The organism is Actinopolyspora sp. BKK2, assembly GCF_011291845.1.
Lineage (GTDB): Bacteria > Actinomycetota > Actinomycetes > Mycobacteriales > Pseudonocardiaceae > Actinopolyspora > Actinopolyspora saharensis.
The window spans coordinates 110,001-131,011 of record NZ_JAANTE010000010.1; the positions used below are offsets into that span (position 1 = coordinate 110,001).

Here is a 21,011-nt window from a genome sequence, read left to right on the forward strand (position 1 = left end):
CGCCGCCCGCACCGCGCAGTCCCGAACCCGGTCGGTTCCCGAGCGCGCTCAGTCGAGGTCGTCGTGCCGCATCAGCTGCCTGCCCGCTTCGGTCAGCGAACCGGACAGGGCCGGGTACACCGAGAAGGTGTTCGCCAGGTCCTCCACCGTCACCTGGTTCTGCACGGACAGCGCCAGCGGCAGGATCAGCTCGCTCGCGTTCGGCGCGACCACGACGCCGCCGACCACGACACCGGTCGCGGGACGGCAGAACACCTTGAGGAAGCCCCGTCGGACCCCCTCCATCTTCGCGCGCGGGTTCCCGGAGAGGGGCAGTACGACGCTCCGCGCCGGAACCTCGCCGGACTCGATGGACTGCTGGCTGATGCCGACCGTGGCGATCTCCGGGTGTGTGAACACGTTGGCCGCGACCGTCTTGAGCTTGATCGGGGTGACCCCCTCGCCCAGGGCGTGCCACATGGCGATCCGCCCCTGCATCGCGGCCACCGAGGCCAGCAGCAGCACACCGGTGCAGTCCCCCGCGGCGTAAACCCCGGTCGCGCTGGTCCGCGAGACCCGGTCCACCGGGATGTAGCCGCCGCGGTCGACCTCCACGCCGATGCGATCCAGCCCGATGTCCGAGGTGTTCGGCACGGACCCCACGGTCATCAGGGCGTGGCTGGCCTCGATCTGCCGTCCGTCGTTCAGGTGGATCAACACCCCCGAGTCGGTCCGGTCGATCCGGTCGGCCCTGGCGTGCTTGACCACGCTGGCACCGCGTTCGGAGAAGACCTCCTCCAGCACGGCGGCCGCGTCGGCGTCCTCGTGCGGCAGCACCCGGTCCCGGCTGGAGACCAGGGTGACCTTGACCCCCATCTCGGCGTAGGCCGAGGCGAACTCGACACCGGTCACTCCCGAGCCGACCACGGCGAGGTGCTCGGGCAACTCCGGCAGGTCGTAGAGCTGACGCCAGGTCAGGATGCGTTCGCCGTCCGGCTGAGCCCCGGGGAGGATGCGCGGAGTGGCACCGGTGGAGATCAGCACGGAATCGGCGACCAGCTCCTCCTGACCGCCGTCGCTGAGATCCACCCGGATGCGGTGCTGGGCCAGCCCGGGGGTCTCGTCGACGAAACGGGCGCGCCCGCCCAGGATCCGAACTCCCTCGCGGTGGACCCTGGAGCGTATGTCCGCCGACTGCGCCAGGGCCAGCCCCTTGACACGGCCGTGCACCACGCCCGTGTCCACCTCGGTGGAGCCCTCCTTGACCCGGATTCCCAGTTCCTGGACGTCGCGGATGGAGGAGCGCGCACCGCCGGAGGCTATGAAGGTCTTCGACGGAACGCAGTCGTAGAGCACGCATGCCCCGCCCAGACCCTCCGCCTCGACCAGCGTGACGTCCGCCCCGTTCTGCGCTGCCACGAGGGCGGCCTCGTATCCAGCCGGTCCGCCTCCCATGATTACGATGCGGGTCACTTCGCTCTCCTCCTAGGATCCGTCCGGGAGTTCGGTCAGGTGGTGGCTGGGCGACCGCTGACAGCGGCACGGCAGCTGATCACGCTCTTCGGTTCCGCGCCGTCCACGCTCGAGACGTGCTGCGGCGGCACCGACCTCCCCCGCCCCGCGGCGTTCTTGTCGCCCGGTCGCGGGACACACCGCCCCGAAGCAAGGTGTAGACCATTAACACACCCCTTCACCTTCGGGCTCGCACCCACCGGCTCAACGGTACGCGGCCGAGCGGGCGAACCGCGCCACCGGTTCCGAGGAGCGAGTCCGCACACCACGGCTACCTCCGATCCCCACACGTCGCGGGGAGGGACAACGGCTCCCCAGGTCGTTACCCTGTGATTCGTGCCGCTATACGCCGCCTACGGATCCAACATGGACCCGGCTCAAATGCTCGAACGCGCCCCGCACTCGCCCGTCGCGGGGACCGGATGGTTGATGGACTGGCGGCTCACCTTCGGTGGTGAGGACCTGGGCTGGGAGGGCTCGCTCGCCACGGTCGTCGAGGAGCCCGGCTCGCACGTGTTCACCGTGCTCTACGACGTCAGCCCGGACGACGAGACGGCACTGGACCGCTGGGAGGGCTCGGAGCTCGGCCTGCACAAGAAGCTGCGGCTGCGCATCCACACCCTCGACGGCCCCACCATCGCCTGGTTGTACGTGCTGGACGCCTACGAGGGCGGTCTGCCCTCCGCGCGTTATCTCGGGCTGATCGCCGACGCCGCCGAATCCGCCGGAGCTCCCGAGGACTACGTGGCCGAACTGCGCAAAAAGCCCTGCACCAACGTGGGTCCCTGACCACTCCCGCCGGTCGGTCCAGCGGCGCCCCAGGCAGGCTGACCACCTCCGCACGACACGGAAACCGTGATGGGGAGCCCCCGTGTCTCGCTCGGACGCCCCGACCGGGTGAGTGCCTGACGGGCGAGTTCCGACAGCACCTGCCCGGCCGAACGTTTCCCCGACGAGCCCGCTCCTGGACCGCGGCGAGCACGTCATCGTCCAAGCGGAGCGCAGTGCGCATACATCTGATGCACAGCGAACCAAAACACGCTGCGCATAACCATCAGCCTCTCCCAGTGCCAGGGCAGTGCGCGAACCGGAACCGCGAAACCCCGTCAAGCGGGCAGGGACGTGACTCGGCCGGGGGCGCGCACCGCCTCCAGGAGGGAGCGCGCCCGCCGCGTTCCGCGGCGATCGCTCCTGCGGACGAGCCGCTGCTCGACCATGGCCCACAGTCCGCGGCCCAGCTCCACGTCGGGCAGGGCCGTGGCCTGCCGCAGACAGGCCACGGCCAACTGCTCCTCCGCCGTGCACAGCACCTCGGTCAGCGCCACGTCGAGAACCTGCGCGCGCAGCCCGTCGAGTTCCACCACCTCCCGCTCGCGCACCCTGCCCTGCCGGACCACCAGTCCGGACTCGCGGCGCAGCTGCCTGTGGTAAGGGACGGTCACGTGGGTGGTCCGCGAGTCCGCGGCCCGGCAGCCGTGCATGGCCAGCGCCGTCGTCCCCGAAAGCACCGCCCCCGAACCGGCCCGCAGCAGCGCCGCCTCCGCCCTGGTGACCGGATCGTGCGCCAGCTCGGCCGGAACGACCACACCCGACCACAGCTGGACCAGGGAGCCCGATTCCAAGGCGGCCAGCAGCCGGTCCCGGCCACCCAGCCGGTCGCGGGCCTGCCGGACCGTCGACGCGGTCGGAACCGCTTCACCGGGATCGCCGGGACCGCGGGACAGCTGGCGGACTCGTCCGATTCGTTCGCTCATACCCGTAAGAGGGGCGCGGAGCCCGCGTTGATACATCCCGAACGGGTGAGACGAGTGCAGCCGCACCATTCCCGCAGGGCTACTCCCGCAGGGCTACTCTCGCAGCGCGGCCAGCGCCGTGTGCACCATGGTGCGCACCCCGACGAGCAACGCGCGCTCGTCCAGCTCGAAGTTCGGCTGGTGCAGATCCGTGCTCGGCGTGTCCGGACCCGCCACCCCGAGCCGCGCGAACGAGCCCGGCGCGTGTTCCAGGTACCAGCCGAAGTCCTCGCCGCCCGAGGACTGCGGAGTCCCGCTCTGAGCCTGCTCCCCGAGGGCCTCGCCCACGGCGGCCCGCATCAGCCGCGTGCTCTCGGAGTCGTTGACCACCGGAGGGACACCGCGGCGGTGCTGCAGGTCGAACCCGACCCCCAGCGGGTCCAGCAGCCCCTGGACCAGTTCGCGAACCAGCGGACCCAGCTCGGCCCAGGTGTCCCGGTCCCCGGTGCGCAGCGTCCCCCGCAGGGTCCCCTCCTGGGGGATGGCGTTGGCAGCCTCGCCCGATCGGACGGCGCCCCAGGCCAGCACCGTCCCGGTACGCGGGTCCACGCGCCGGGAGAGCAGCGCGGGCAGCCCGGTGATCAGCGCCCCGAGCGCGTACACGAGATCCCCGGTCAGGTGCGGCCGGGAGGTGTGCCCGCCCTGGGAGTTCAACCGGACCTCGAGCAGGTCACTGGCCGAGGTCAGCGCACCTATCCTGGTGCCGACCGTGCCGACGGGCAGCCGCGGGTCGCAGTGCAGGCCGAAGATCCGGTCGACACCGTCCAGTCCTCCCGCCGCGAGCACGTCGAGAGCTCCGCCGGGCATGACCTCCTCGGCTGGCTGGAAGATCAACCGCACCCGGCCGGGCAACCGGGGTGCCGAGGCCAGAGCCGTGGCCGTCCCCAGCAGCACGGCGGTGTGGGCGTCGTGCCCGCAGCAGTGCGCCACCCCCTGCGCGTTCGAGGCGAACGGCGCCCCGGTCGCCTCGGTCAGCGGCAGCGCGTCGATGTCGGCCCGCAGCGCGATCGTGCGGGCGCTGGACGACTCGCCGACCAGGTCGCAGATCAGCCCCGTCCCCACGGGCAGGATCCGCGGTCGCAGCCCGAGCTCGGTGAGCCGCTCGGCCAACCAGCTGGTCGTGCGGTGCTCGTCGCGCGAGAGCTCGGGCTCGGCGTGCAGCTGCCTGCGCCAGGCCACGACGCGTTCGGAGTTGGCCGCCAGCCACTCGTCCAGCCAGCCCGGCCCCCGTCCCTCACCGAGATCGGTCACCCCGGAGCGCACATTGCCCATGGTCTCCTGCCGAGCCGATTCCGGCCCGGTGGACGAGTTCCTCCCCGGCCGCGGGGGATCACCGGGCTCGTCCTCCCCGGTCACGCCCGTGGGTGGCTCCTGGTCCTCGGCCCGTTCCTCGAGCGGGTCGGCCGCCGGACCGGCCGTGTCGATCACGGAGTTGCCACCATGGGTGTTCGGTCCACGAGAATCCAACGCGGTCACACCACGCCTCCCGAATCGGAGAGTCTGTTCGACGTCTGTCGAACCTCGGAGGGATTTCGTTCTTCGACGGCGGAGAGCAGGCGTTCGCGCTGCTCGGGGTCGAGCGCGGCCTCGGCCGCGGTGCACGCCAGCGCGGCGGCTCCGTCGAGCACGGCCCGGTCCGCCGAGTCGGTGATGCAGGCCGCCGCGAACTCCGCCTGATGATTGACCGCTTCCCCGCACTCCAGTGCGATCATCGGATGCGCGGAGGGGATCCACCTGCTGACGTTGCCCATGTCCGTGCTTCCGATGACGTCACGGCGCTCCGCGGCCCGCGTCAGCGGAGCACGACCGAGCTCGGTCACCGCGGAGCGGTAGGTCTCCGCCAGCCACTCGTCGGGGTTCAGCTCGGTGTAGACCGGGGAGAGCCGGACGACTTCCACGGAGCACCCCGTGGCGGTGGCCCCCGCCTCGAAGCAGGCCCTGATCCCCTGTTCCAGTCGTTCGAGGGCAGCCGGGTCCGCCGCCCGCAGGTTGTACTCGGCCACGGCCCGCTCGGGGACGATGTTCGGAGCCGCTCCCCCGGAGGTCACGATCCCGTGCACCATCTGCTCCGGCTCGAGGTGCTGCCGCCGCAACCCGATGGCCACCTGGGCCACCGTGACGGCGTCGGCCGCGTTGACGCCGAGCTCCGGGGCCGCCGCCGCGTGAGCAGCACGGCCGGTGTAGCACACCCGCAGATCCGTGATCGCCAGCGAACGCGGGGCGCAGGCCTCCGCCGGACCGGGGTGGACCATCAGGGCGGCGGCCACCCGATCGAACAGCCCGGCCTCGAGCATGGTGATCTTGCCACCGCCCGTCTCCTCCGCCGGAGTACCGAGCACGCGCACCGTGATCCCCAGTTCAGCGGCCTGCCCGGCCAGCGCCAGCGCCGCTCCGACCGCCGCCGCGGCGATGATGTTGTGCCCGCAGGCGTGTCCGACCTCGGGCAGCGCGTCGTACTCGGCGCACAGCCCCACGACGAACTCCCCCGAGCCGTACTCGGCCGTGAAGGCCGTCGCCAGCCCGGCCACCGGCCGCTCGACCGTGAAACCGCGTTCGGCGAGCAGTTCGGCGAGCCGGGCAGCGCTGCGGTGCTCCCGGAGGCTGATCTCCGGATTCGCGTGGAGGTCGTGGGAGAGCTCGATCAGTTCTTCCCGACGGTGTTCCACGGCGGCGCGCCAGTCCTGCGCGCGGACCGGACGGGACTCCGCCCCGGCCGGTTCCGCGGATCCCGCGACGTTGCGGTGGTCGCCGCCACCGGATTCACGGGAGGATTCACGGGGTCGCGAGGAATCGGTACTCATTTGCCGTCCATCCTGCAACACGAGAGCGTGCGCAGCTGCCGCACGAGACGTCCGGATAGCTCACCGGTGCGATTCGCGCGCCGAACGGGCCGGGAATTTCAGAGCGACCGAACCCCGCGACTACGCCGGGCGGTTCCGTCGAGCGGAAGCTGAGGGGGAGACCGGGTGGATCGGCACCGGTCGGGGGGCTTCCCGGTGCCGACCCACAGCTCCGGGCATCGGCCCGGAGGCGAACAGTGACCGGCGGACTCCTTGCCGTCCGCGGGCCACCACGCAATCCGTCGACTGTGAAGCTCCCACAGGTTTTTTCTCAGGTCTAGTCCAAGTGACGGAAAATTCACGTAAAACAGACCGCGAGTTCCGTTAAGTGACCGCAAGAAGTCCGCGCGACCCCGATCGGGCCGTCCCGCGCACTCCAGATCCGGTCAGCTTCGCTTGCGCCAGCGCAGCACGATGGACGCCTTCCCCCTCCTGCGGCGGACCAGCAGCACGAGCAGTATCAGCCCCACGCCGAGGGCCCCGATGACGTATCTGCGGTTCTGCCCGGGCGAGGATTCCCCGGCCGGCTCCTCCGCGGGGCCGCTGTTGGCCGAAGTGGACCAGCTCTCCCGCACCGTCGCCGAGCTCACCCGCACGACGGACGCGGACGGGCCGGAGCCGCTGTCGGAGGCAGAAACCGCGGCCACGCCGGCCGCCGGTGTCAGGAGCGGGCCGCAGCACACCATCAGCAGTCCGAAGAGGATTCCGAGCGAAGGGGAACGCCTCCTCCGCGCCGCGTTCCCGCGGTGGAGCGCACCGCCCACCTCGGACCTTCGGGTACCTCGCACAGCCGGCAATCGATCCTCCAAGCGGACTCACTCCCAAGTGTGGCCATTGGACCACAGCAAGCACCACGCGTGATCAGTCGAGAACGAAAACGCCCGAATCGGACCAGAAAGACTGCCACTTCTCACTCTTTCGGGTGAGCAAAATGAGCGAAAAAGTGGGGCCTCCGGCGGCTGCCGAAGGCCCCACTCACTCGATCACGAACGAGTGCACGGTTCGATCAGGTCAGGACTGGTCGTCCTTGCTCACGCCACTCTCGACCTCGCGCGCACCGGTGCTCGCCACGACCCGCGTAGCGCTCGTGCGGATCCCCGGCATCGGGCTCGGCTCCCGCGGAGCCACCAGGTTGGGGCGCTCCTGGTTGAGCGCCTTGACGATGCTGACGCACAGCAGTATCAGGACCACGGCGAACGGCAGTCCGGTGACGATGGAGGCGGTCTGCAGCGCGCTCAGCGCGTCGGCCCCCGTGACGGCGCCGGCACCGAGCAGCACGCAGGCGATCACACCCTCCGAGACCGCCCAGAACAGCCGCTGCTGCCACTTCGGGTTGGGGTCGCCACCGTTGGTGAGGATGTCGACCACCAGCGAACCGGAGTCCGAGGACGTCGCGAAGAACAGCACGATGACGACGATGGCCAGCACCGAGGCCGCGGTGGACACGATCGTGTGCACCGGGAGTCCGTCCAGCATCACGAACATGGCCTTGTTCGACCCCGCCTCCGCGAGCGGACCGCTGGTGGTGTCGTTGCTGCCCAGCAGCCTGCTCAGCGCGGTGTTGCCGAAGATGCTCAGCCACACGAAGGAAGCGCCCACCGGGGCGAACAGCGCGCCGCCGATGAAGTTGCGGATGGTGCGGCCGTAGGAGATGCGGGCGATGAACATGCCCACGAACGGCGACCAGGCGATCCACCAGCCCCAGTAGAACAGCGTCCAGCTCGACTGCCAGCTCTGCGCGGTTCCGTTGCCGTTGTTCGGGAAGGTCTGGAAGCTCAGCTCCGGCAGGTGCTGCAGGTAGTAGCCGACGTTGCTGGCGAGCATGTTCAACAGGTTCAGGGAGTTCCCGAAGAAGAACACGAACAGCATCAGGACGAACGCCAACCACAGGTTGATCAGCGACAGGTTCCGGATGCCCTTGTCGATGCCGAGCATCACCGAGACGACGGCCACGGCCGTGATCGCCAGGATCACGATGATCTGCAGCATCGGGGTGTTCTCGACACCGAAGACCGCGTTCAACCCGGCGCCGACCTGGCTGCCGCCGAGGCCGAGCGAGGTGGCCAACCCGAACAGCGTGCCGAACACCGCGAGCACGTCGACGATGTAGCCGGGCCAGCGGTGGACCCACTCGCCGATCAGCGGGTAGAAGGCGGCCGAGGGGCGCAGCGGCAGACCCTTGCGGAAGGCGAAGTAGCCCAGCGCGAGTCCGAGCACGATGTAGATCGCCCACGGGTGAAGGCCCCAGTGGAAGAACGTGAAGTTCATCGCACGCTGGGCGGCGCCCTGGGTTCCCGCCTCACCGATCGGAGGGCCGGTGAAGTGCGTGATGGGCTCGCTCACCGCGTAGAACACCAGGCCGATGCCCATGCCTGCGGTGAACAACATCGCGAACCAGGCGAGGTTGCTGTATTCGGGCCGGGATTCCGGTGGACCCAGCCGTATCGTGCCGAAACGGCTGAACATGACAGCCAGCACGAAGACCACGAAGAAGGTCGCCGAGAGGATGTAGAGCCACTCGAAGTTCGTGGTGATGAAGCTATTCACGTTGCTGGCTATCTCGTTGAGATTGGCCGGAGCGAACACGCCCCAAAGCACGAAAGCCACCACAACGATCGCCGAGGTCAGGAAGACCGGCGGATTCGTGTGTTCTTTCAAGTACTGTTTCATTACCGTATGTCACCTTTCCAGCGCACAGTGTCGGCACAATTGCCGACCGCGCCGTAAGCAACCAAAGATCGCAACGGACGCGTTCGGCCACAGGTGTGGCTACCCCAGCGCGAACCGCATGTCACAGCGAACCACGGTAAACACCAACCCTGCGTATGTGAAACGCCAGAGGCAAATGATACTCAGTTGAGACCCGAAAATGTCGTCGCTCACAAAGTGCGACCGCGCTCACGCTCGATCCGCTTCGCCAGGTCGTCGGCGTCCAGTGTTTCCTCCCGCACACTGCCGGCCCGATAAGCGGCGCGTCCCACGAGCTGGGCGAGAACCGGAGCCGTCAGCGCCTGGAACAATCCCACGAGAATGAGTCCGGAAGCGTCCCGAACGTCCAACCTGACCGCACTGCCGATCAGCACGAGGATCAGCCCGAGTGTTTGCGGTTTCGTGGCTGCCTGTAGTCGCGCGGCCACGTCGGGAAATGTGAGCAAGCCTATGGCGCCGAACAAACAGGACGCCGCGCCGCCCAACAAACACACCGCGGAGATCAGATTCAACCAGTTCACCGGTGCGACTCCCTCCGCTCCACGAGACGAGCCGCGCTCACGGAACCGATGAACGCCAGCAGCGCGAACGCCGCGGCCAGGGCGATGTTCGAACCGTCCCGGTTCAGCCCCATGTCGACGCAGGTGGCCGCGACGATCAGAGTTATGAACACGTCCAGGGCCACGATGCGGTCCAGGGTCCCGCGCCCGCGCAGCAGCCGCACCAGGCTCAGCAGTCCGGCCACGCACAGCATCCCGAAAGTGACCGAGAACACCACGCCCATCAATCGACCTCACCCCGATAACCGCGCTCGACCATGCGCACTTGTTCTGCGGTGCCCACCGCCCGAACCACCCTGCGCTCCCAGGCGAGCACCTCACCGCGAACGCGGGCGGAAGGATCCGCGTGGCAACCGAGCGCGTAGACGTAGCAGATCCTGTTCCCGCGGTCGAGCTGCAGCACGAAGTTCCCCGGAGCCAGCGACACCGCGTTGGCCACCATCGCCATCAGGTGATCGGAGTCGGTGATCAGGGTCACCGCCACGATGGCCGCCCGCGCACGCGGCCCCTGAACCACCGCGTGCCAGGAGACGCGGACGGTGGAGGCGACCAGGTCCCAGGCGAGCGCGCCCAGCAGCTGCACGAGGCGCAGCGGCCGCATCCTGATGTCGGTGGCGATCGGTGGTGCGGGGAAGGAAGCTATGACCAGCACCCCCACCAGCACGCCGAAGAAAGCGGTGCCGGGGTCGTAGGTCCCCCACAGCAGCAGCCAGACCAGCACCAACCACACCAGCAGCGGGATCCTGCGCACCAGCCGCCCGAACGGGTGCTTCCTGCTGACGACGTGCTCACCGCGCCGCCGCGGGGAGCGGCGCTTCCGCGCGTGGTCAGCCACCGATCCCACCACCTTCCAGCACCGCGGTCCTGTAGGCCTCGCCGCTGATCAGGTCCTGGGCAGCCCGCTCGCTCACCGCCGCGAGCGGGCCACCCAGCACGGCGACCAGCACCGTCGCGCACACCAGCACCCCCGTGGCGTGAACCATCGCCCGCGAGGTGTCCCCCGTGCCGACGACGAGCTCGTCGGTCGGATCCGGATCGCCCTCCGGCGGGCGGGTCCGGCCCCAGAAGGCCCTGGTCCACACGCGGGCCACCGCGTAGAGCGTGAGCAGGCTGGTCAGCACCGCCCCCGCCGCGGCCACGTAGGCCCAGCCCGTGCCGACCCCGACACCGGACTGCAGCAGCGCCAGCTTGGCGACGAAGCCGGAGAACGGGGGAACGCCCGCCAGGCTGAGCGCGGGCAGGGCGAACAGGACCGCCACCAGCGGCGATATCCGCACCAGCCCGCCCATCCGGCTCAGCGCCACGGTGCCCGTGTACCGCGTGACCAGACCGCTGACCAGGAAGAGCGCCGCCTGGACCGTGATGTGGTGCACTATGTACAGGATCACTCCCGTCAGGCCGGCGACGTCGTACACGCCGAGCCCGAACAGCATGAAGCCGATGTGGCTGACCAGCAGGAAGGACAGCAGCCGGTTCAGGTCGTTCTGGGCCAGCGCTCCCAGCGCCCCGACCAGCATCGTCGCCAGGGCGAGCACGAGCATCAGCCGCCAGCTCGGGCCGCGGTCGAAGACCAGGATCTGGGTGCGGATCATCGCGTAGATGCCGACCTTGGTCAGCAGCGCGGCGAAGATCGCCGTGATCGGGGCGGGCGCGTTGGGGTAGCTGTCTGGCAGCCAGAAGTGCAGCGGGACCATGGCCGACTTGACCCCGAACACGATGACCATGAGCAGCGCGAGGGCGGTCGACAGCGCCGGGGGCAACTGCTCGGTCTCCGCGGCGAGGTCGGCCAGGTTGACCGTTCCGGTGGCCGAGTAGACCAGCCCGATCAGCGTGAGGAACAGCACCGAGGAGGACAGGCTCACGATCGTGTAGGTCATCCCGGCCCGCACCCGGTTGGCCGTGGTCCTGCGCGTGATCAGCACGTAGGAGGCCGAGAGCATGATCTCGAAGGCCACGAACAGGTTGAACAGGTCCCCGGTGAGGTACGCCAGCGAAACTCCGGCGCACAGCACCAGGTAGATCGGGTGGAAGGTCGTGCTGGAGGTCCCGCGCCCGTAGTCGGTGATGCGCTGGCCGATCGAGTAGAGCAGCACGGCGAACATCACGATCACGCTGACCAGCAGCAGCAGCGCTGCCAGCCTGTCGGCCACGAGCGCGATGCCCACAGGGGCGGCCCAGCCGCCGAGGTGCAGCACCAGCGGGGCGTGCGCATCGGCGATGTAGAGCAGCACCGTCGCGTCCACCACGATCGCGCCGAGCACCAGCAGACCGAGCCAACGCTGCACGTCCGCGAAACGCCCGAAGGCCATCGAGAGTCCGGCCGCTCCCAGCGGAAGCAGCACCGGTATCGCGACCAGCACACTCACCGGGTTGCCTCCGTATCCAGCTCCTGCTCGTTGTCCGCGCCCTCTTCCTCGGACAGCTCGCTGTCCAGCCTCCTGATGCGCCGGTCCTCCACGTCGTCCTGCACCTCGTCGTGGCCGAGCAGCTGCCAGGCCCGGTACGCCAGGGCGAGCAGAAAGGTGGTCAGGGCGAAGGTGATCACGATCGCGGTCAGGGCCATGGCCTGCGGAAGCGGATCGGACATCGCCTCGACGGGGGCCTCGCCCAGCATCGGGGGGCGTCCGGCCGGCGCCCCTCCCGCCTGCTGGAGCAGCAGGTTCGCCCCGTGCCCGAGGATCACGATCCCGAGCAGGACGCGCATCAGGGAGCGCTGCAGCAGCAGGTAGAACCCCGTGGCGTACAGCCCTCCGAGAACGATGGCCATCGTCAGGTTCACGCTGCTCATCGACGTTCCTCTCCGCTCGCGGCCATGTCTGCCTCGACCCCGGACCCGAGGGTCCGCAGCAGGTCCAGCACCACACCGATGATCAGCAGGTAGACGCCGACGTCCAGCAGGAGATTGCTGGCGAGCTTGATCTTGCCCAGCAGCGGGACGGTGAAGGCGAAGGTGCCGCTCTCCAGCACCAGACCGCCGAACACCACCGGCAGGAAGCCCATCAGCACCGCTATGGTCAGCCCCACTCCGATCAGCACGGGAGGACGCATCGAGAAGGTGGAGCTGTCGTCCAGCCGTCCCCCGGCCAGGTAGCGGAGCACGAAGGCCTGCCCGGCGACCAGACCACCGCTGAAACCGCCCCCCGAGCGGGAGTGCCCCGCGAACAGCAGGTACAGCGAGAAGACGAGCACGGTGGGGAAGACCACCCGCACCAACAGCTCGAGCAGTATGGTCCGCTCCCTGGAGTCGCGGCTGTACCCGGAGAGCAGCCACCGCTCGGCGGGGGCGTCCGAGCGGAACCACGATTCCGTGGAACTCGGCCCGCCGGACTGCCTCCGGTCCTCGTGCTCGGTCATCAGCTCCCCTCCGATCCCCGCTCGCCGGAGCTCGTGCCGGGGGCGGTCGCGGCGATGTCGCGTCTGGACCTGGCGTGCCTCCTCCTGCGGGAGGAGCGCGCGGTGAGTACCAGGCTGGCCACTCCGGTCGCCGTGACCGCCAGGACGGATATCTCGCCGACGGTGTCGAAGGCCCGGAAGTCGACGATGATCGCGTTCACCACGTTGGTGGCCGAGGTGCCCTCCTCCGCGTTCTCCAGGTACTGCACGCTGACCTCGGAGGCGTTGTCCCGCGCCGAGCTGAAGATCAGCGACGCGAAGCCGACGAACGCCCCGCCTCCCACGGACAGCAGCACCTTCGGCACCCGGACTCCGCGGGAGGACTCGGTCTCGGTGAAGCGGGCGGGCAGCCTGCGCAGCACCAGCACGAACGCGACCAGGGTCAACGTCTCCACCAGGAACTGGGTCAGCGCGAGGTCCGGTCCGCCCCCCAGGACGAACATGCCACCGATGCCGTAGCCGACCACGCCGACCAGCATCACCGCCGTCATCCGCTTCCGCGTCCTGGTCACTCCGGCCGCCGCTATCAGGATCACCAGCGCCAGCGGCAGCTGCAGCGCCCTGTCCCACCAGCGGAGGTTCTCCACCGGAGTGTCCCGGAGCAGCAGCACCGCACCGGGAACGACCAGCACGGTGAGCAGGATGACCGCCAGGTAGGTGGGCAGCGAGCCGACCTGGATGCGTCCCGTCACGCCGACGGCCACCCGTTCCAGCGTGCCCATGACCCGTTCGTAGCCGCGCTGCGCGCTCAGCCCCACGGGCAGCAACTCGCGCTTGCTGTTCAGCCTCGTGTTGAACGCGAACAGGACGAGTCCACCGAGCAGGGTGAGCGCGGAGAAGGCCAGCGGTGGGTTGAAGCCGTGCCACAGCCCGAGGTGGTATTCCCCGTGCCCCGCGATCCGCTCGGCGTAGCCGGAGGTGAGCGCGTCGGTCAGCGGGTAGCCGACGCCGAGGGCCAGGGAACCGAGCGCAGTCACGGCTGCCGGTGTCCACAGCGCGGCCGGGGTGGGCTCGACCTCGTTGCGCCGCACTCCCGGTTTGACCGCGAACGCTCCCCACAACATCCGCGCGCTGTAGGCCACGGTCAGCATCGACCCGAGGATCAGTCCGATCTCGACGGCCGCGTCGGCGCCGCCGCCGAGGAAGGCCTCGAAGGCCGTCTCCTTGGCCACGAATCCGACCATCGGTGGCAGCCCGGCCATGGACATCGCGGCCACCACGGACACGGTCGTCACCCACGGCAGCCTTCCCGCCAGTCCGGACAGCTCACGGATGTCCCTGGTTCCCGCCTGGTGGTCCACCATGCCGGTGGCCAGGAAGAGGGTCGCCTTGAAAGTGCCGTGCGCGAGCAGCATCGTGGCAACGGCCAGCGCTCCGGTGTAGCTGTCGGACCCGGCCAGCACGGTCATGAATCCGAGCTGGCTGACCGTGCCGTAGGCCAGCAGCAGCTTCAGGTCGTTCTCCCGCAGGGCGCGCCACCCGGCCACGATCATGGTGGCGATCCCGAACACGGCCGTCACCGCGGGCAGGAAGGCCACCCCGGTCAGCACCGGTGTCAGCCTGGCGATCAGGAAGACGCCCGCCTTGACCATGGAGGCCGCGTGCAGGTAGGTGCTGATCGGCGTCGGCGCGACCATCGCGGCGGGCAGCCAGTTGTGGAAGGGGAGCTGGGCCGACTTCGTCAGGGCCCCGATCAGGATCAGCCCGGCCGCCACGGACAGCGGCGCCCCCGTGGGCGGGTTCGCGGCCAGCTCGGAGATGCGGTAGCTGCCGCCGGCCTCCCCCAGCACGATGAAGCCGAGCAGCATCACGAGCCCGCCCAGGGCGGTCACCAGCAGGGCCTGCAGGGAGGACCTGCGGGACTCCCTGGTCAGACCGGACTGCCCGACGAGCAGGAACGAGCAGATCGTGGTCAGTTCCCAGAACACGTAGAGGGTGAGCAGGTCGTCGGCCAGCACCAGCCCGAGCATCACCCCGGCGAAGGCCAGCAGCAGCGGGGCCGAGCGTCTCGCCTCGTCACTCCCCCGCTCGAAGTACCACCCCGCGTAGAGCAGCACGAGCGCGCCGATCCCCGAGACCAGCAGGGTCATGACCAGTGCCAGGGAGTCCAGGCGGAAGGCGAACCCCAGTCCGAGCGTTCCCGCCCAGTTCACCACCTCCACCGGGCCCGCACCGGACAGCACGGCGCCGGAGTGGGCGAGCACCCACGCCAGGGCCGCCGCGGGCGGAAGCGCGGCCACACCGAAAGCGATCCGGGTGTGCCGACCGGCCAGGCCGGGCAGCACGAGCGACACGAGCAGGTGTGCAACCACCAGTGCGAGCACGAACACCTCCCGGTCGCTGCGGGCCTTCCCGTTCCCGGTGACATGGGCATCCGGGATTGTTCGTCACCCGCGGCACGGTTACCACCACGACTCCGCTCCGGCGTGTCGTGCTGTTGCGCTTGCCGTGACGGCACGGGCTTCACGATCGGGTGAGCACCCGGCCCGCTCATTCGGCCCTCGATCGAGCGGTTCCCCACGTGGCGCCGACCCCACCCCACCGTGCGAGGTCACGATGCCCGATCACGTCCAACGTAGCCGATCAGCAGCGCTTCCACTCGCCGGTCCCGCGGAGCGGACGCGGAGCCTCCCGCAGCGCCCCGATCTTCTGCGCAGGTCAACACCTCGTGTTCCGCGAATCTCCCTTCCAGCGGGATCCGGCCGCGGGTAAGAAAGTTCACCACTGTTAACACCGGGGAATCGAGCCAGAAGCACGACCGCCGCCCTTGCGGGAGGTCCCGGAGCGATCCACGGATAACTCTGCGGAGTCCCCCGCCGACTCCCGGGAGTGGACGCCCCGACGTCGAGCGCTCCTCGCGGACTCACCACTTGCCCGGAAGGAAGAGCACCTTGGTGGACAATGAAGGTGTGCCAGACGCGGAACCCGAATCCGACGAGCCCGTGCCCGGCCGGCTGATAGCCGACCGGTACCGGATGCACGCCAAAATCGGTGGCGGTGCCATGGGATCCGTGTGGTCCGGTACGGACGAGCTGCTGCGCAGGCCGGTCGCCATCAAGGTGGTGCAGCTCCCCAGGGGGATCCCGGCCGAGGAGGCCGCCGAGATCCGGGAACGCACGCTCCGGGAGGCCAGGGCGATAGCCGTGGTCTCGCACCCGAACGTGGTCACCCTCTACGACGTGGCCCGGGAGGGCGAGGACCCGTTCGTGGTCATGGAACTGGTCCCCTCGCAGAGCCTGGCCACCATCGTCCGGGAGCACGGTCCGCTCGACGACCGGCAGCTGGCCGCGCTCACCAACGCGGTCGCCGCGGCGCTGGAAACCGCGCACCGCTCCGGCGTGGTCCACCGCGACGTCAAACCGGGCAACGTGCTGCTCGCCTCGGACGGCCAGATCAAGCTGAGCGACTTCGGCATATCCCGGAACGTGGCCGAGCCGACCCTCACCCGCACCGGAATCATGCTGGGGACCCCGGCGTTCATCGCCCCCGAGGTCGCCGCGGGCGAGCCGATCACCTCCGCCGCCGATCTGTGGGGTCTCGGGGCCAGCCTGTTCGCGGCCGCCGTGGGCAGGCCGCCCTACGACAGCGGCGACAACCCGGTGGAAACCATCACCTCGGTGGTCAACGACCCCGTCCCCGAACCGGACAAGCAGGGGCCGCTGGGCGAGGTCATCACCGGGCTGATGGTCAAGGACCCGCAGCACCGGATCTCGCTGCGCGAGGTGCGCAGGCTCGTGCAGCCCCTGCTGCCCGAACCGGGGGTGGACCCCTTCGCCCACCTGCTCTCCACCGAGGCCGAGACCGAGCGCACCCCGCTGCCCGGGACTTCCGCCTCGTCCCACTCCTCCCACCCGTCCCACGCGGACGCGCAGGAGCAACCTCCCGAGACCGGTTCGCGCGAATCCGCCGAACCGGCACCTTCCGGAACGACCGGACGAGGTCCCTCGAAGGCGGCCGCCGACGCCGGGGCGCAGGGCGCGGACCAGCCCGCCCCGCTCGCGGCGGATCCGGGACCGCTCCCGTTCACGCCGAGCGCTCCGCCACCGCGCAAGCGCTCCCGGATCGGGATCGTCGCGCTCGCGCTGGCCGCGATCGTGCTCTTCGCCCTCTCCTCCGCCGGGGCCTTCCTCGGAACGCGGTTCCTCGCCGACCGGCCGCTGCTGCCCGTCGGGGACGGAACGCAGGGCACCGTGCTTCCCGAGCCGGTGAACCTGCGCCAGTACCACGGCAGGATCACCCACCGCGGCGACGGCGGGGCCGGCGATTACAGCATCTCCGCCCCGACGGGGTGGTCGCGCTTCCAGGAGTACAGCCAGGGACCGCCGACCAGGAGCTTGACCGTGCACTTCCTGTCCCCGGACGGGCGGACGGAGCTGGCCGTCCAGCGCTTCGGCGACTACTACGAACGGGGCTACACGACACGCGGCTATCTGCTCGCCCTGGGGAACGAGCACCGGGATCCGGGAAGCATGACGATGCTCGCCCAGCGCACGGACGGACCGCCCCGCTCGGGAGGGCACCGCGACAGGGTGTTGACCTACCGGACCACCACACCGGGGATCAGCGGGACCGCGGCGGAGAGCGCGCGGCGGTTCACCGCGGCCCGCGTCATGGCCCGCGACGGGGACCTCTGGGTCGTCCGGGTGACCGCTCCGGACAGGTCCGAGGCCCGGGATCTCTACCAGCGCACCGCTCCGCAGTTCAGCGCGGGGCGCTGACTCGTGGCAGGACTCCGCGCGGCTGATCCGCTGGCCGTCATGGAGGACTCCTCGCCAACGTTGGAGGGCGCCGCGAGCAGCGGCCCGCGCCACACGCCCGGGGCGCGCGGAGCGGCGGGCCGCACGCGGGACCGTTCGTTAGGCTGCTCGTCGTGACGTCTTCCACAACATCGGAGGCCGCCGATCCGGAAGCGGCGGCGAGCGGAGCGGCCGGAGCGCTGGCCGAGTTCACCGGAGCCGCACGGCACGACATGGCCGTGGTGCTCGGATCCGGGTGGCAACCGGCGGCCGAGGAGATCGGCAGCCCCGAAGCGGAACTGAGCATGTCCGAGCTGCCCGGGTTCGACTCCCCCGGCGCCGTGGGGCACTCCGGCAAGCTGTGGTCCCTGAGCGTCGGGGACAAGCGCGTGCTGGTGATGCTCGGGCGCACGCACCTCTACGAGGGGCTCGGGGTCGACAAGGTGGTGCACGGCGTGCGCGTGGCGGCGGCCGCGGGCTGCCGGAGCGTGGTGCTCACCAACGCGGCTGGCGGGCTGCGCTCGGACATGAGCGTGGGCCAGCCGGTGCTCATCGCGGACCACCTGAACATGACGGGGCGGTCTCCGCTCGTCGGCGCGCGGTTCGTGGACCTGACCGACCTGTACGCGCGGCGGCTGCGCGACCTCGCCAGGGAGATCGACCCGTCCCTCACCGAGGGGATCTACGCGGGCATGCCGGGACCGCACTTCGAGACTCCCGCCGAGATCGGGATGCTGCGCACGCTCGGGGCGGATCTCGTCGGCATGTCCACAGTGCAGGAGGCCATAGCCGCGCGGGCGGCCGGAGCCGAGGTGTTCGGGCTCTCGCTGGTCACCAATCCGGCGGCGGGGACGACGGGGGAACCGTTGAACCACCAGGAGGTGCTCGACGCGGGCAGGGCCTCGGCTTCCCGCATGGGCAAGCTGCTGCGCTCGCTCGTCGAGCGGGCCTAGAGAGTGCGCGGGGTGGCCCGCTCGGGCGGATCTTTCGACGCCATCGCGCCGAAAGCGCCACTCCAGCAGTCAACGGAAAACGTCAGTCAGGCACTCGCTCGGCGGCACCTGCCGTGGAGTCGGGACGAGTGCTTCCACGCCGGGTAGCACCTGTCCGAGAGGGACGTTGCTTCCCGCCTGCGATTCCACTGCCCACGGTGGAGACGACTGGAGCGCGCGAGGTCGATATGCCGCTGGAGAGCGAACTGAGCGAAGCCGCCCGGCGCTGGCTGGACGGGGACGTCGACGAGGACGACCGGGCGAAGCTGCGGGAGCTGCTGACCTCGGCCGAGAGCGGTGACGAGGAGGCGGTCGCCGAGATCCGCGGGCGGGTGGCGCAGCCGCTCGGTTTCGGCACCGCCGGGATGCGGGGGCCGGTGCGGGCGGGTCCCAACGGGATGAACCGGGCCGTGGTGGTGCGCACCACGGCCGGGCTGGCGAACTGGCTGCGGAGCCGGGAGGGGCTCGGCACCGTCGTGGTCGGGCACGACGCGCGGCACGGCTCGACGCGGTTCGCCGCGGACACCGCCGGGGTGCTGCACGCGGCGGGTTTCCGGGTGCGCGTCCTGCCGGAGGCACTGCCCACGCCGTTGCTCGTGTACGCCACCCGGGCGCTCGGAGCGGTCGCGGGCGTGCAGATCACCGCCTCGCACAACCCTCCGGCCGACAACGGCTACAAGGTCTACCTCTCCGGTGGGGACCCCCTGGTGGCCCCGTTCGACGAGGAGATCGAGCGCGAGATCGCGCGTGTCGGACCCGCGCGCGAGGTCGAGCGCGCCGAGCAGGGCTGGGAGCAGTACGAGCGGGTGCTCGACGACTACCTGGCCCGCGTGGAGACGCTCCCGCGCGGGCGGACGCGCGACCTGCGGGTGGCCGCGACCGCCCTGCACGGGGTGGGCGCCCGGCCGCTGCGGTACGCGCTGCACCTGGCCGGGTTCACCGATGTGCACCTCGTCGCCGACCAGGAGGAGCCCGACCCGGACTTCCCCACCGTCGAGTTCCCCAATCCCGAGGAACCGGGGGCCACCGACGCCGTGCTGGAGCTGGCAGCCCAGGTCGGCGCCGACCTGGCCGTGGCGCTCGACCCGGACGCGGACCGCTGCGCCATCGGCGTTCCGGAGCGCGAGGGCGGTTGGCGGATGCTGCGCGGGGACGAGACCGGGGTGCTGCTCGGCGACCACGTGCTCGGCACGACGGACCTCTCCGAGCGGGATCCGCTGGTGGCCACCACGATCGTGTCCTCGGCGATGCTCCGCTCGATCGCCGCGGACCACGGTGTTCGCCACGACGAGACGCTCACCGGCTTCAAGTGGCTGATGCGCGCGGGCGACGGCGCGGCCACCGGGCTCGTCTACGCCTACGAGGAGGCGTTGGGGCACTGCGTGGATCCGGAGCACGTGCGGGACAAGGACGGTCTGTCCACCGCCGTGGTCACCTGCGACCTCGCCGCCACCCTGAAGGAGCGCTCGAGCTCGCTGCTGGACCGGCTGGACGAGCTGGAGGCCCGGCACGGGGTGCACGAGACCGCTCAGCTCTCCGTGCGGGTGCGGGATCTGTCCACCATCGACGAGACGATGCGGGGACTGCGCGAGCACCCACCGGGCGAGCTGGCCGGGCTGGCCGTGTCCACGACGGACCTGCTGCCCGATGCCGACGTGCTCGTCCTGCGCGGCGGGAGCCGGGCGGAGGAAACCGATCCCTCCGGGGGTCTGCGCGTGGTGATCCGCCCCTCCGGCACGGAGCCCAAGCTCAAGTGCTACCTGCAGGTCGTGGAACCGGTGCGGGATCCCGCAGCCGGGTCGGAGCTCGCGGCGGCTCGCGGCAGGGCGCGGGAGATGATGGCGGCGCTGACCGCGGAGGTGCGTGGGCTGGTCGAGTCCTGAGCGGAGCTCTTCCGGGCCGGCGGATCGGGACACTTCAGGCGGACCTTCCCGAGGCGGCGGGCAGCCGCTCGCGCGCGGCCTGCGGTGCGGGAGGTCTCACCGGTGACGTTGCGACCGCGAGATCGCGCGGGGCATCCTCGGGGCGTGCCGCGTTTGCTGATCGTCCACCACACGCCCTCACCGGGTATGCAGGCCATGTTCGAGAAGGTCGTCGAAGGTGCCACCACCGACGAGATCGAGGACGTGGAGGTCGTGCGCAGGCCCGCGCTGGCCGCGACGGCCAGCGACGTGCTCGCCGCCGACGGATACCTGCTGGGGACGCCTGCCAACCTCGGCTACATGTCCGGGGCGCTCAAGCACTTCTTCGACCAGATCTACTACCCGTGCCTGGACTCCACCAGCGGCAGGCCCTTCGGGCTGTACGTGCACGGCAACGAGGGTACCGAGGGCGCGATCCGGGCCGCCCGGTCGATCACCACCGGGCTCGGCTGGAAGCAGGTCGCCGAACCGGTCGACCTCACCGGACAGCCCGACTCGGAAGGGCTGGACGCCTGCTGGGAGCTGGGCGCGACCGTGGCGGCCGGGCTGATGCCGTAGCCGCGAGCGACGCTCCG

Annotated in this window: 18 protein-coding genes; 5 read left to right on the forward strand and 13 right to left on the reverse strand. The window is 70.2% G+C overall.

All coding sequences use genetic code 11. The features are described from left to right. Window positions 1–48: 48 nt before the first annotated feature. The gene (locus G9Q41_RS18675) at window positions 49–1,452 is read right to left on the reverse strand and encodes an NAD(P)H-quinone dehydrogenase (protein ID WP_092524062.1); all 1,404 of its coding nucleotides are present in this window, start codon (window positions 1,450–1,452) and stop codon (window positions 49–51) included. A 375-nt stretch (window positions 1,453–1,827) separates the two neighbouring features. Here G9Q41_RS18675 and G9Q41_RS18680 point away from each other — a divergent pair, with 375 nt between their 5' ends. After that, window positions 1,828–2,280 (forward strand): gamma-glutamylcyclotransferase, encoded by a 453-nt coding sequence (locus tag G9Q41_RS18680; RefSeq protein WP_092524064.1) that lies wholly within the window; start codon window positions 1,828–1,830, stop codon window positions 2,278–2,280. A 317-nt stretch (window positions 2,281–2,597) separates the two neighbouring features. On the opposite strand, the gene G9Q41_RS18685 is transcribed toward G9Q41_RS18680, so the two are convergent. The 12 genes from G9Q41_RS18685 to mbhE all read right to left on the reverse strand — a co-directional run bounded on the left by G9Q41_RS18685 (window position 2,598) and on the right by mbhE (window position 15,110). Continuing rightward, window positions 2,598–3,245 (reverse strand): hypothetical protein, encoded by a 648-nt coding sequence (locus tag G9Q41_RS18685; RefSeq protein WP_092524066.1) that lies wholly within the window; start codon window positions 3,243–3,245, stop codon window positions 2,598–2,600. A 93-nt stretch (window positions 3,246–3,338) separates the two neighbouring features. Further along, complete coding sequence (locus G9Q41_RS18690) at window positions 3,339–4,760, reverse strand: M20 family metallopeptidase (RefSeq protein ID WP_165633613.1); 1,422 nt, start codon at window positions 4,758–4,760, stop codon at window positions 3,339–3,341. Then, a complete protein-coding gene (locus tag G9Q41_RS18695; protein WP_242687643.1) occupies window positions 4,757–6,085 on the reverse strand; it encodes a M20 family metallopeptidase in 1,329 nt (442 codons plus the stop codon). Before G9Q41_RS18695 ends, G9Q41_RS18690 begins: the two co-directional genes overlap by 4 nt. A 425-nt stretch (window positions 6,086–6,510) precedes the next feature. After that, entirely contained in the window at window positions 6,511–6,714 is a 204-nt protein-coding gene (locus G9Q41_RS18700; protein WP_139186551.1) for a hypothetical protein, read from the reverse strand. A gap of 421 nt (window positions 6,715–7,135) precedes the next feature. Then, the gene (locus tag G9Q41_RS18705; RefSeq protein WP_092524072.1) at window positions 7,136–8,794 is read right to left on the reverse strand and encodes a BCCT family transporter; all 1,659 of its coding nucleotides are present in this window, start codon (window positions 8,792–8,794) and stop codon (window positions 7,136–7,138) included. Between the two features lie 209 nt (window positions 8,795–9,003). Beyond that, window positions 9,004–9,354, reverse strand: coding sequence for a monovalent cation/H(+) antiporter subunit G (gene mnhG, locus G9Q41_RS18710; RefSeq protein ID WP_092524074.1), 351 nt, complete (start codon window positions 9,352–9,354; stop codon window positions 9,004–9,006). Next, on the reverse strand, window positions 9,351–9,617 hold the full coding sequence (locus G9Q41_RS18715; protein WP_017973359.1) for a monovalent cation/H+ antiporter complex subunit F: 267 nt from the start codon (window positions 9,615–9,617) through the stop codon (window positions 9,351–9,353). Before G9Q41_RS18715 ends, mnhG begins: the two co-directional genes overlap by 4 nt. After that, complete coding sequence (locus G9Q41_RS18720) at window positions 9,617–10,228, reverse strand: Na+/H+ antiporter subunit E (RefSeq protein WP_245695785.1); 612 nt, start codon at window positions 10,226–10,228, stop codon at window positions 9,617–9,619. Before G9Q41_RS18720 ends, G9Q41_RS18715 begins: the two co-directional genes overlap by 1 nt. Continuing rightward, window positions 10,221–11,759: a Na+/H+ antiporter subunit D gene (locus G9Q41_RS18725; protein WP_092524076.1), complete on the reverse strand. Its 1,539-nt coding sequence runs from the start codon at window positions 11,757–11,759 to the stop codon at window positions 10,221–10,223. The genes G9Q41_RS18720 and G9Q41_RS18725 overlap by 8 nt, the downstream gene beginning before the upstream one ends. Next, window positions 11,756–12,181 (reverse strand): Na(+)/H(+) antiporter subunit C, encoded by a 426-nt coding sequence (locus G9Q41_RS18730; RefSeq protein WP_092524078.1) that lies wholly within the window; start codon window positions 12,179–12,181, stop codon window positions 11,756–11,758. The genes G9Q41_RS18725 and G9Q41_RS18730 overlap by 4 nt, the downstream gene beginning before the upstream one ends. Beyond that, window positions 12,178–12,747: an MnhB domain-containing protein gene (locus tag G9Q41_RS18735; protein ID WP_175455086.1), complete on the reverse strand. Its 570-nt coding sequence runs from the start codon at window positions 12,745–12,747 to the stop codon at window positions 12,178–12,180. The genes G9Q41_RS18730 and G9Q41_RS18735 overlap by 4 nt, the downstream gene beginning before the upstream one ends. Continuing rightward, a complete protein-coding gene (gene mbhE, locus G9Q41_RS18740; protein WP_347567603.1) occupies window positions 12,747–15,110 on the reverse strand; it encodes a hydrogen gas-evolving membrane-bound hydrogenase subunit E in 2,364 nt (787 codons plus the stop codon). The genes G9Q41_RS18735 and mbhE overlap by 1 nt, the downstream gene beginning before the upstream one ends. 585 nt (window positions 15,111–15,695) lie before the next feature. Between mbhE and G9Q41_RS18745 the strand changes: the two genes are divergently transcribed. The 4 genes from G9Q41_RS18745 (at window position 15,696) to G9Q41_RS18760 (ending at window position 20,994) form a co-directional block, all read left to right on the forward strand. Beyond that, complete coding sequence (locus tag G9Q41_RS18745; RefSeq protein ID WP_347567602.1) at window positions 15,696–17,504, forward strand: serine/threonine-protein kinase; 1,809 nt, start codon at window positions 15,696–15,698, stop codon at window positions 17,502–17,504. A gap of 152 nt (window positions 17,505–17,656) precedes the next feature. Next, complete coding sequence (locus G9Q41_RS18750) at window positions 17,657–18,475, forward strand: purine-nucleoside phosphorylase (RefSeq protein WP_092524084.1); 819 nt, start codon at window positions 17,657–17,659, stop codon at window positions 18,473–18,475. 227 nt (window positions 18,476–18,702) lie between these two features. Continuing rightward, window positions 18,703–20,397 carry a phospho-sugar mutase gene (locus G9Q41_RS18755; RefSeq protein WP_165633672.1) on the forward strand — a complete coding sequence of 565 codons (1,695 nt, stop codon included), beginning with the start codon at window positions 18,703–18,705 and terminating at the stop codon, window positions 20,395–20,397. A 144-nt stretch (window positions 20,398–20,541) separates the two neighbouring features. Further along, window positions 20,542–20,994: an NAD(P)H-dependent oxidoreductase gene (locus G9Q41_RS18760; protein WP_165633610.1), complete on the forward strand. Its 453-nt coding sequence runs from the start codon at window positions 20,542–20,544 to the stop codon at window positions 20,992–20,994. The last annotated feature ends 17 nt before the right edge of the window (window positions 20,995–21,011 follow it).